Source organism: Sediminibacterium sp. KACHI17 (genome assembly GCF_040362915.1).
Classification (GTDB): domain Bacteria; phylum Bacteroidota; class Bacteroidia; order Chitinophagales; family Chitinophagaceae; genus Sediminibacterium.
The window spans coordinates 1,458,483-1,469,559 of sequence record NZ_AP029612.1; the positions used below are offsets into that span (position 1 = coordinate 1,458,483).

Annotated in this window: 12 protein-coding genes; all 12 read right to left on the reverse strand. The window is 34.1% G+C overall.

All coding sequences use genetic code 11. From position 1 onward, the window contains the following. Positions 1-10: 10 nt before the first annotated feature. From ABXG83_RS06395 to ABXG83_RS06450, 12 genes are read right to left on the reverse strand one after another with little or no spacing between them, the layout of a single operon-like run. Entirely contained in the window at positions 11-751 is a 741-nt protein-coding gene (locus tag ABXG83_RS06395; RefSeq protein WP_353550655.1) for an oxidoreductase, read from the reverse strand. Further along, a complete protein-coding gene (locus ABXG83_RS06400) occupies positions 738-1,664 on the reverse strand; it encodes a Gfo/Idh/MocA family oxidoreductase (RefSeq protein WP_353550656.1) in 927 nt (308 codons plus the stop codon). The genes ABXG83_RS06395 and ABXG83_RS06400 overlap by 14 nt, the downstream gene beginning before the upstream one ends. Then, complete coding sequence (locus tag ABXG83_RS06405) at positions 1,661-2,374, reverse strand: acylneuraminate cytidylyltransferase family protein (RefSeq protein WP_353550657.1); 714 nt, start codon at positions 2,372-2,374, stop codon at positions 1,661-1,663. The genes ABXG83_RS06400 and ABXG83_RS06405 overlap by 4 nt, the downstream gene beginning before the upstream one ends. Then, positions 2,374-3,420, reverse strand: coding sequence for a nucleotidyltransferase family protein (locus tag ABXG83_RS06410; protein ID WP_353550658.1), 1,047 nt, complete (start codon positions 3,418-3,420; stop codon positions 2,374-2,376). The genes ABXG83_RS06405 and ABXG83_RS06410 overlap by 1 nt, the downstream gene beginning before the upstream one ends. After that, entirely contained in the window at positions 3,417-4,094 is a 678-nt protein-coding gene (locus tag ABXG83_RS06415; RefSeq protein WP_353550659.1) for a PIG-L family deacetylase, read from the reverse strand. The genes ABXG83_RS06410 and ABXG83_RS06415 overlap by 4 nt, the downstream gene beginning before the upstream one ends. Then, complete coding sequence (locus tag ABXG83_RS06420; protein ID WP_353550660.1) at positions 4,095-4,979, reverse strand: formyltransferase family protein; 885 nt, start codon at positions 4,977-4,979, stop codon at positions 4,095-4,097. After that, the gene (neuC, locus tag ABXG83_RS06425) at positions 4,979-6,142 is read right to left on the reverse strand and encodes a UDP-N-acetylglucosamine 2-epimerase (RefSeq protein WP_353550661.1); all 1,164 of its coding nucleotides are present in this window, start codon (positions 6,140-6,142) and stop codon (positions 4,979-4,981) included. The genes ABXG83_RS06420 and neuC overlap by 1 nt, the downstream gene beginning before the upstream one ends. After that, positions 6,139-7,161 carry an N-acetylneuraminate synthase gene (neuB, locus tag ABXG83_RS06430; RefSeq protein WP_353550662.1) on the reverse strand — a complete coding sequence of 341 codons (1,023 nt, stop codon included), beginning with the start codon at positions 7,159-7,161 and terminating at the stop codon, positions 6,139-6,141. Before neuB ends, neuC begins: the two co-directional genes overlap by 4 nt. Further along, positions 7,118-7,795, reverse strand: coding sequence for an acetyltransferase (locus tag ABXG83_RS06435; protein WP_353550663.1), 678 nt, complete (start codon positions 7,793-7,795; stop codon positions 7,118-7,120). Before ABXG83_RS06435 ends, neuB begins: the two co-directional genes overlap by 44 nt. A 4-nt stretch (positions 7,796-7,799) precedes the next feature. Continuing rightward, positions 7,800-8,942, reverse strand: coding sequence for a LegC family aminotransferase (locus ABXG83_RS06440; RefSeq protein WP_353550664.1), 1,143 nt, complete (start codon positions 8,940-8,942; stop codon positions 7,800-7,802). Continuing rightward, the gene (locus tag ABXG83_RS06445) at positions 8,935-9,933 is read right to left on the reverse strand and encodes an NAD-dependent 4,6-dehydratase LegB (RefSeq protein WP_353550665.1); all 999 of its coding nucleotides are present in this window, start codon (positions 9,931-9,933) and stop codon (positions 8,935-8,937) included. Before ABXG83_RS06445 ends, ABXG83_RS06440 begins: the two co-directional genes overlap by 8 nt. Next, positions 9,930-11,060, reverse strand: coding sequence for a hypothetical protein (locus tag ABXG83_RS06450; RefSeq protein WP_353550666.1), 1,131 nt, complete (start codon positions 11,058-11,060; stop codon positions 9,930-9,932). The genes ABXG83_RS06445 and ABXG83_RS06450 overlap by 4 nt, the downstream gene beginning before the upstream one ends. Between the last annotated feature and the right edge of the window lie 17 nt (positions 11,061-11,077).

An 11,077-nucleotide genomic window follows, 5' to 3' on the forward strand; every position in this document is an offset into this window, starting at 1 on the left:
AATTAATCTATCAAATTGCAGTCCAACCACCGTCAATAATCAAATTGTGACCTGTAATATACGATGCGGAGTCACTCAATAAGAAGACTACACTAGGCGATATATCCTCAGGACACCCCATACGTCTCATGGGAACTTTTTGATTATAATTTTGAACAAATAGTTCTGGTTGTCTGTCATAAATTCCCCCAGGCGATACACAATTAACACGGATCCCGAATTTACCATAGTAAGAAGCAAGATATCGTGAAAAATTTATAATACCTCCTTTAATAGCCGAGTAAGCGGCTGGCATGGTCATATCACTACCTTCATACACATTAAAGTCGGGTCCCACCACACCGTAGATTGAAGATATATTAACTAAAGACCCAAAACCTTGCTCCTTCATAACAGACAAAACAGCTTGCGAACAAATAAATACACTGTTCATTTGGAGATTTACATTCTTTTCCCATGATACGGCAGGTATATCTTCAAATTTTTTCCCCCAATCATTTGTTCTCGGATACGCATTATTAACCCAACCATCTATTCTACCTTCAAGTGAAAGTACCTGTTTTATGAGTTCATGTACTGATTCTGCATCAGTAACGTCACAATTCAGCTCTCCATTCGTTAAGTTATTAGAAGCGTTAATATCAGCATTTACAACTATTGCCCCTTCTCTTCTTAATAAGGTTATGATACTTTTTCCAATAAGGCCACTTCCACCAGTAACGACAATCACCTTTTTTTCAACTATTTGCATGATTAGCTATTGTTAAAACTTTAATGGCATTTGTAAAATCATTTATTGATGTGTTAGATGGCAATACATCATTTATAAAATATTTCATTTGCTCTTTATAAGTATCTACCATATTGAAGTCAGATTTGAATAATGGAATATTACTACTAGAAAGCACAACACTATTACTTAAAAGATTTACAAATATGGTAAATTCTTCTGCTACTATCTCAATTGTTCTTTTTGCATCTCGTCTAAAATAATTCAACACAATACTTGTAGAATATTCAGGATACTTTAGAATAAAATGTGCACTATCAACTGAACTTATTTTAAGGGATGATACCGATCTTTTTTCTGCAATAACAGATATCGGAAATCCAAAAATCCAAGTACAATAATCCAATTCATGGATTAAATCAAGATGTACACCTCCCCCCATTTCAACATTCGCGCTGTAAATTTTCCGAAAATCTTTATTAGGACGCCATTCGGGAAGATACGATCCACAATATATATTAACTTCATTGATACGTACTACTGACTCGGAAAGATATTTTTTTAAAAACTTAATCGCAGGGTGAAAACGCATGTTACATGCTACATAAGTTGTTAGACCATACTCATCCAATAAACTTTGAATTTTACTTGCCCCAGATACATCTGATATCACGGGTTTTTCAATAAACAACGGCAAACGCCTTTTAATCATCTCAATTATGGAATTTTCATGTTCACTAGTAATATTTGAAATTATTCCAAAATCAATATTAGAAGGTAGCTCACTATAATTGTAAATATTTTTAACACTACGATATATAGGAGCATCTTTTGTAGTCCGGATAGCATATATGTCAGCTCTAGGATTAAGCGACAGAATTGCATCTACATGTTTTCTTCCGATAGACCCAAGTCCTTCTATCAATACTTTCACAGTTCGAAATCTAGTTTATTGTTTATCATCAAGTATTCCATAACATCAAAGTCAATAGGATGATCAAGATCAAAACATATATGCGGCATAATATATACCATTGCACGTTCACTTATAGTTTTAGGCTCAGGCACATCAAAGAAAACTCGCCTGAAAAAATAGAATGACGCATTCATGTCATATACAACTGGTGCTGATTGTCTTGTAACCGAGTCTCCTTTTTTTACTAGCGAGTAATAACCATTTACCTGTTGTTCAACCATATTAAAATATGGATTTCGATTTGCTTTGTTAACAGAAAAAAGGTTTAATGCTTCATTATCGGATTGTATTGCATTAAATGCTTCTTGAAGATCTTTAAGATTTCGCAGTGGAGATGAAACATCAAGATCGAGAATATAATCATACTTTACACCCCTTACATTTTCTTCATGTAAAAGAAGATGTTTGATAGTTTCCATTTTACCGGCAGAATCAGATGAAATATTTTCTGGCCGCATATATGATGTAGTCAATCCGAAAGAAGCGCAGGTTGATTTTATCTCATCGCTATCTGTAGAAAGAGCTATATCACAATCATATAATGTGGCAAAAGCTCTTGCATGTTCAATTGTATACGCAATCAAGGCTTTACCATTAATATTCTTAATATTTTTACCAGGTATACCTTTTGAACCACCTCTTGCGCAAATACTAATAAGAATTTTCATTAAAGTTTGATATTATTTATATCTATTTTTGCTTTTTCATAATCATTCGGACTTCCAATATCAAGCCAGTATCCTGCAAGCGGATACGAATAAACGCGTTTTCCATTTCTGATCATTTCCTCCATTAAATCTGTAGTATTATAAAAAGTATTCTTAGGTAGTCTAGATAAAATTTCTTTTTTCATTAGATATATACCACCATTTGAATAATAGATATATGAGGGCTTTTCGGTAAATCCTTTCACCCATCCGTCTTCAGTTTCAAGTACTGCATAAGGAACATTTACTTGATAGGGTATGGTTACTACTGATAAATCTGCATCATTCTTGAGAAAATCTAGAAAAAAATGTTCGTAATCAATATTGGTAAGTATGTCGGAATTAGTTACCAATACATAGTCATGATGAAAATTTTCAATTTTTGAAACAGCTCCAATCGTCCCTAATGGTTCATCTTCTTTTAAATATTTGATATTAATATTTCGACCCAATCCATTGCCAAAATATTCTTCTATTTGTTCCCCTAAATATTTGATTGATATCCAAAATTCTGTAATACCGTAAAGGCTGAGTCTTGTTACGTTGTGATCTATAATTGGTTTATCGCCAACCTTTAATAAGGGCTTAGGCTTGGTTGCTGTTAGAGGCATAAGACGCTGCCCCTTACCTCCAGCCATAATCACTACGTCGATAGGAAGAAAAGAACGAAATTCACGAAAATTAATAACATTTATTACTTTTCCGCTTTTATCAACTACAGGTATTATACGATAATTGTTTTCCCTATATTCGATTATTCGATAAATATCCGTTTCGCCTTTCTGAATAAAATGCGGATTAGGTTGTATAATTAAATTTACTGATTGAGTTATTTGGACACCTTTTATAAGACCTCGCCTCACATCGCCATCTGTTAAAGCTCCTATCAAGCTGTCATTTTCATCCAATACGAAAAGAATTGCATCTTTTCCAAGCTGATTCAATTGAACTAGTGCTTGTTCTATTGTATGACTAACAGGAATTAAATGGTCACGAAAAGATGTCATTTTTCAATAAATTTTATAAGTTGGAATGCCTCAGCATATTTAACTCCTACTGTAGCTCCTCTGAATATAGCCAGTGCTTCGACATTTCTTAAACTTCTCGGGAATGGGTGTTCATGAATTTCAGATTCAAAAATATTGAGTATAGAGATTTTTTCATTGAATTGTTCGGTTATATCTATGAAGTAGTTGGGCATGAACAATCTTTCCGATAATGCTGGAGCAAACTCTGTTTCAGAAATACATTCATACATTAGTACTTGCTTAATGAATGGGTATCTAAATGACTTAGTACAAGCAACTACACTGTCGAACAGATAACGATGATCTGAGTGTGCATCAGAACGATTTATAAGGTAAATTATTTCAGGTTCAATGGATAAAAATATTTTAGAAATTTCAGGTACCATTGTTATTACTGAAGATGCGCTCAAACTCATGGTTGGGTAACCTAAGTTAAATACCTGTAAAAACCCATATTTTGCTGCCACTATATCTATTTCTTCCTTTCTCTTAGCAATCCTCTCTTTACTGTATCCTTGGGTTTCGAATATAGACGTTGCTATAATCCAATAAAGTTCATCTCCCTTTTGCTTATGTTTTAATAATGTACCCCCTGCGCCCAATGTTTCGTCATCAGGATGGGCAGAAACTATAACTACTTTTCTTTTGCTCATTTAAATCAAATATTTGTTTGGGTGCGGCAATACTGGGAATTCATGTTCAACAAGACATATTGATGAATTTGCTGTCTTTACTTCGATAACGCCGTTTACTACCGACAAAATTTTCCCAGGTTCAAGATTGAGATCGTAACAGTTACCAGGTGCTACTTTCCATATTTTAACATGATTACCATTTACATTACAGTGAGCCCCAACATAAGGTTTAGTAAGGGCCCGAACGAGATTACAAATGGTTTCAGTAGACATACGAAAATCAATAGCCCCATCAGCAAAACTTCGTTTTCTCCAGTGGTTGCCTACTGTTCTGTCTTGTGACAAGCGTAAATAAGTGCCATTTTTCAACAATTGAATGAAAATATTAATTTGCTCAAGAGCTGTAGAAGTCATTTTCTTGTAAATATCAGAGGCATCATCTTCAAAATTAATCACAAAAGACTGCTGATGTAAAATGTCACCGCTATCTGCGTCTTCATCCATAAAAAAAAATGTTGACCCGCCTTCAGGTAATCCCAAAACTTTGGTCCAAATTAAGGGATGTCTTCCTTTATTCAAAGGTAGCATAGCAGGATGATATCCTACAACACCCAGTGGGGCAGAATTTAAAATCTCTTTTTTTAACAGATTTGACCAACCAAAACAAAAAATAATATCAGGTAACAACTGACGAATCCACAAAACATTGTTGGGATGATTAATATCATTTACTAATTTATATGGTATACCAGCTTCTTCAGCAATGTTAGAAAGATTGCAAAAATCAGCGTTGAATGTAGAATCTGATTTGGTAATTACACCAACTACTGTTTCTCTATTTTGTATAAGTTGCATTAAAGCAGCCCGAGAAAAATCTACACAGCCAATAAAAACGATTCGCATTATCTGCAATTTATTGAATAAAATCTTTTTTTTATGATACCATCTAAGTTTGTAGCCTTAAGTTGATCAATAATCATTGTTGAAGAATTCCCATTTCCATAAGGATTTTTCATCTCTTTCACCTTTTCAAGGAACTCTGTTGAAAATGCAGTTTGTATTGCTTTTATTATTGAATTTCGTTCAGGTTCACAATCAATCACACTTATTGCCCTCATTCTACCACGTTGTCTATCACCAATATTTATAGTCGGTTTTTTAAATGAAGGAACTTCAATAAGTCCACTAGATGAATTGCCGACCACTGCATCAACAAACTGTAACGACGAAAGATATTTAAGTTGACCCAGAGATATAGCTGCGGTTGCTTTATTTGGATGTGCTCTTACAAAAGAATCAATCATTTGAATAATGACTCGACCATCTGTATCTGCATTCGGTTTTGTAAATATTATCTTAAGATCTTCAAAATAAAGAATAGCATCTAGAAGAGCTTGAAATTGTTTTTCAGACGTTGCATTCTCGAGCGTTACTGGATGAAAAGTTACAATGATACTTTTCTTACCTAAATTAAAACCTATGGACTCTTCAAATGCTTTGCGATCCAATAAGGTTAATCTATTAATATTTTCAATCCCTAATGCCCCAACATTGAATACCCGAGATGGTTCTTCTCCTAGTTGAATAACCCTATTTCTATATTCTTCTGAAGCTGTAAAATGTAAATGTGACATTTTGGTTACAGCATGTCTTATGGACTCATCTATAAGACCTTCAGTAGACTCGCCACCATGGCAATGAGCAATCGGTATTTTACATACCATAGCAGCTGAAGCAGCAGCGAAAATTTCAAAACGATCCCCAAGAATTAAAATTACGTCTGGCGAAAGTCTTTGAAATACTTCTGCAAAAGAAATAATTCCTAATCCTATACTTTTTGATATACCAATAGTTGTATCAGAAGAAAGGAGAATCTCAACTTTTTCGTCTATTGTAAAACCATCGGACTCAATTTCTTTGTAAGTTAGTCCAAATTCAGAAGCAAGATGCATACCTGTTACACATACTTGAAGCTTCAGTAAAGGATCGTCCGAAATGCTTTTCATTGTCCAGTAAAGAAGACCGTATTCTGCTCGTGTACCAGTAACCACACAAATTTTTCTCATTGAAAAAAAATTAAATCTACTAGTTGAAATGCTTTAACATCCTGTTGTAAAGTTTTACCAATCACATCGTCTATCTTCATAGGACTAATTCCATCTCCTGGGCGTAAAGCCACTAAATCGTTTTTTGATATGACACTCCCCTTGGTAAGGCTCTTAGAAAAGTGAAGACTTTTTCTTATTACCTTAATATTTTTTTTTTCTGAAACACTAGGTTCTTTATTTCCTGACCCAGCCATAGCTTGCTCTATATTTCTTATAGCACTTACCATATTCTTTAATTCAACTGGTTCAAGTGACGCTTTATGATCGGGACCTGGCATAGACTTATCAATCGTAAAGTGTTTCTCAATGACTTCAGCACCAAGCGCTACTGCTGCAATAGGCACTTCGATTCCCTCTGTGTGATCAGAATAACCCACGCGCACCTCAAGTAATTCTCTTATATTTTTCATTGCTAAAAGATTCACATCAGAAAATGGCGTAGGATATTCTGTATTACAATGTAATACGGTTATATCCTTTTTTGGATACCCAGCTTCATAGAATATTTTCAACGCATCCTCAATTTCTTCCATAGAAGCCATTCCAGTAGAGATAATCACTGGTTTTTTTTTCAAAGCTATATGCTGAAGGTACAATCGGTTAGTAATTTCACCTGATGGAATCTTGAAAAAGGGAATACCGAGCTCGTCAAGAAAGTCTATACTATCTTCATCAAATCCAGTAGATAAAAAAGAAATACCTTTTGCTTTAGAATATTCTATTAGATTAGGATACCATTGTGAAGGCATCTCTAAATCTTTAAGCATAGCATATTGTGAATCATCATGTTCGTTCGTATTCGCTATCTGATAATCAGCCTTTTTTGCAGATTTATTTACAATCTTATCAGCTTTAAAAGTCTGAAATTTCACGAAATCAGCACCAGCATCAGCGGCAATTTCAATCAATTTTTTTGCAAACTCATAACTACCATTATGATTTACGCCTGCTTCTGCTATTATAAGGGTCTTTTTCATTTATGAGATTTTCTTTAGCTGGATTTCCCATTACAGTTTTGTTATCATATACATCACGAATCACTACAGAACCAGCGGCAATCAAGCAATTATTGCCAATAAATAAATTTTGTATAATAGTAGCATTACTACCAATGAATGTGTTATCCAGCATACGAACACCCCCATTAATATAGGCACCGGTTGACACATGGCAATTATTTCCAATTTGAGTGTCATGTTCTATAACAGCACCAGTATTTATGATAGAATTTTCTCCAACAATAACTCCTGCATTAATTACTGCATTATGATGGATAACTGTCCCTGAATGGATTATTGCATGTTTAGATACAATAGCTTTCGGTGAAACAATAACAGGAAGTTCCGCATTAGAAGCCTTCAAATTCATATACGTGATTCTACGAACATCATTTGACATTAAATGTCCTATCGCTACATGAAACGCATACCCTTTACTAATGAAATTGGGTATATCAATATCTGTACCTACTATTGGATAACCTAATATTTCTTTTTCCATAAAATCAACCTTTTCGATAATACCCATTATCGAAAAGAGATCTCCTTGCTCTATTACGTCTATAACAGATTTACAATGCCCACCACCACCGATTAGAAGTATCTTTTTCAATTATTTAAAGAATAACGCTACTTGGAATATTGACCAGCCTCTCACTCACCCATTCGCTGCTGCTCATATCTTCACAATAACTATTACTAAACATTTTAATCTTATGCATTAAACGCCACACTGGTCTCGTCATTACTAATTGATCATTTGAGTATTCCAAAAAAGCATCTCTTTCGCTTTTGTCAGAAAGGATGATAGCATTTAGCCAATAATTTGAATATGAATCCTTTGGCTCTTGCATAAAAAGAATAGGATAGTCTTTAAAAAAACAATTATACTTCTCTGACAATCGTCTTTTAGATTCAACAAAACTATCTAACTGTTCCAACTGAGCACAGGCAAGAGCTGCATTAATGTTGGGCATACGGTAATTGTACCCAATCATGTCATGATCGAACTCCCAACGATGTGGTATTTTAGATTGTGTAGTCAAATGCTTTCCCAATTTTGCTAAATACTCATCATCTGTAAGAATTGCACCACCGCCACCGCTAGTAATTGTTTTATTCCCATTCAAGCTAATTGTTCCTAAAAGTCCAAATGTACCGGTATGTTTCCCCTTATATCTACTGCCAATAGATTCTGCTGCATCCTCAACTAATGGTATTTTATGAACTTTACAGAGTTCAGTAATTTTTTCTAAATCTACCGGATGGCCAAATGTATGCATAGGTACGCACGCTGCGATACGTTTACCAGAAGGTATATGATAACAATTGTTATCTTTTATTTCTGTTTTGCTCTCTAGAAAATCTGAAAGAGAGACACTACTCATACCAAGTGTTTGTTTATCAATATCAATAAATAAAGGATCCGCACCTATATAGGATATTGCGTTACAGGTAGCAATAAAAGAAAGAGATTGTGTAATAACTAATTCGTCTTTTTTGACGCCTGCAAGTATTAATGCTATATGTAATGCTGCCGTTCCATTTACAGTAGCTATAGCAAAGCGAGCTCCAGTATATTTAGCAATCCTATCCTCAAATTGGTCAACATATTGACCAACAGAAGAGACAAATGTTGAAGTAATAGCGTCAACTACATATTTACTTTCATTCCCTTGAAACCGGGGTTCATGAAGAGGTATAAACCCGGAAGATTTTTTAAAAAGGCGACGAATTTCATCAATGATATCCTCAAACATTATAAATATTTGTTTTGTACTTTTCTAGATTTTCTTTTTGAGCTAGCCAATCAATTGTTTCATTAAGACCTTGATCTAACGTGTATTCCGGCTTCCAGCTAGTATATTCTTGTATTTTCGCATTTGAACCAAATAACCTTTCGACTTCGCTTTTTTCTGGTCTTAATCTTGTTACATCAGATATAATTTTAGCATCGGGATTAATTTTCTTGATAATTTTCTTTGCTAAATCCTCAATTGATATTTCAGATTCAGTTGCTATGTTCACTTCGTGACCAATTAATACATCTGAATTCGCTATCGCCAAAAATCCAGCCACTGTATCTTTTACAAATAACAAATCTCGAGTTGGGTGTAATGCCCCTAATTTAATTTCTGTATACCCTGCTAATAATTGTGATATAACTGTAGGAATTACAGCTCTAGCAGATTGTCTTGGCCCGTATGTATTAAATGGACGCACTATAGTTATTGGCAAATTAAAGCTCCTATAAAAAGAATCAGCTAAAAAATCTGCTCCGATTTTTGTAGCAGAATAAGGTGATTGCCCTTGCTTAGGATGTTCTTCAGTAATTGGTACAAACTTTGCCGTACCATAAACCTCTGATGTGGATGTTACCAATAATCTCTCAACATTATTATTTTTTGAAGCCTGTAATATATTAAGTGTGCCTTTAATATTTGTGTCTACATAACTATCTGGTGAATAATAGCTATATGGAATAGCTATAAGCGCTGCTAGATGAAAAATTACTTGCACTTCTTTCACAGCGTGGTGTACAGCATTAGGATCTCGAATGTCTCCACTAAAAATTTCAACTTTTTTCAAAGTTTCTTTTGGTAATGAGTCTAACCATCCCCATGAATTAAATGAATTATAGTAGACGAATGCCCTTACATTTGCTCCATCAGAAACAAGTTTCTCTACCAGATGAGAGCCTATGAATCCATCTGCACCAGTTACAAGAACCTTTTTATTTCTTAAACTCATATTGAATTATTTTTATTCTTATTGGCTTCAAGCCTTGCACTAACTATTAAACTTTGGATCAAAAATCTCCCACCATATAAGAAAACAATAAAAAGCACCCCAAAAATACCTGCGCCTATGGTAGTTTTCAGAGTACTAATTTTTTCCCTTTTAAGTGGTAATACAGGTTTATCAATAATTTGAATAAGTGGAGTTTCTTTCAATAAAGTAACTCTTGCCATTTCAAGGTTGGCAACTAGTTGTGTTAAAATTGCTGTATTTGCTTGAACATCAATTTGCCTTCTAACTCCAGGTGTTTTCTTTTTAAGTAAAGCAGGATTCAAATTAAAAGTATTATCATTAGCCACAGCAACTCCACTAATTGCAGCATTTAATTCATTTCTAATACTGTCGACTTGTTTCTCTAGAACTTGAACATTTAATTTAGCTTTCTTGCTTTTAGTTTCAATGTATAATTCTGAAACTTCCTTAGCAACATACTCGACAAAGGCTTTAGCAAAAATTTCATCTTCAGAATGAAATTCTATCGCAAGAATGCTAGCTTTTTTTTCTTTTTGATAGATAATTAGACCTGATCCCGGAAAAATAATTGATTCATATAAAAGCCCCATCACACTATCTTGTGTACGAGTAAATTTATTTTTATCCGAGAATACCCCGAAGGTTAGCGTGTCTAAGCTTTTTTCATCTTTCCATTTATGTTTATAGCCTTTGAATTGTAAATAATAATCTGCTAAGGAGACAAAATTGCCATTTTGCTCTATCGGATTTAAAAGTACTTTTTCAATTAATGTTCGACTTTTCATTAACTCCGCCAAGTTCGGTGCACTAAATGCACCGCCACCGTTCCCAGATCCAATATCAAAACCAAAAGTAGAGGCTATCCCCATGGCACCAGCTAATCCATTACTTTTTTCATCTTCTAAAGCGAATGTCAAAGTCGCACTATAGATTGTTTTCTGTTTCTTGGAATAGAAAAAACCAAGTATTGATGTAATTAAAAATGTAAGAAAAAGCGCATACCATCTTTTTTTTAGGAAATGAATAAATGTTTGGATTTTAATAATAATTTCTCCTACAGATAGTATATTTCCTTCAGGGTCTATCATCGATTTATGATCAGTCATTATTATATTTTGAGTAT

Excerpts from the sequence above, each read along its gene's own strand:
- ABXG83_RS06450 (WP_353550666.1), bottom strand. The coding sequence starts at position 11,060 with ATGACTGATCATAAATCGATGATAGACCCTGAAGGAAATATACTATCT.
- ABXG83_RS06410 (WP_353550658.1), bottom strand. The coding sequence starts at position 3,420 with ATGACATCTTTTCGTGACCATTTAATTCCTGTTAGTCATACAATAGAA.
- neuB (WP_353550662.1), bottom strand. The coding sequence starts at position 7,161 with ATGAAAAAGACCCTTATAATAGCAGAAGCAGGCGTAAATCATAATGGT.
- ABXG83_RS06445 (WP_353550665.1), bottom strand. The coding sequence starts at position 9,933 with ATGAGTTTAAGAAATAAAAAGGTTCTTGTAACTGGTGCAGATGGATTC.
- ABXG83_RS06440 (WP_353550664.1), bottom strand. The coding sequence starts at position 8,942 with ATGTTTGAGGATATCATTGATGAAATTCGTCGCCTTTTTAAAAAATCT.
- neuC (WP_353550661.1), bottom strand. The coding sequence starts at position 6,142 with ATGAGAAAAATTTGTGTGGTTACTGGTACACGAGCAGAATACGGTCTT.
- ABXG83_RS06420 (WP_353550660.1), bottom strand. The coding sequence starts at position 4,979 with ATGCGAATCGTTTTTATTGGCTGTGTAGATTTTTCTCGGGCTGCTTTA.
- ABXG83_RS06395 (WP_353550655.1), bottom strand. The coding sequence starts at position 751 with ATGCAAATAGTTGAAAAAAAGGTGATTGTCGTTACTGGTGGAAGTGGC.
- ABXG83_RS06415 (WP_353550659.1), bottom strand. The coding sequence starts at position 4,094 with ATGAGCAAAAGAAAAGTAGTTATAGTTTCTGCCCATCCTGATGACGAA.
- ABXG83_RS06405 (WP_353550657.1), bottom strand. The coding sequence starts at position 2,374 with ATGAAAATTCTTATTAGTATTTGCGCAAGAGGTGGTTCAAAAGGTATA.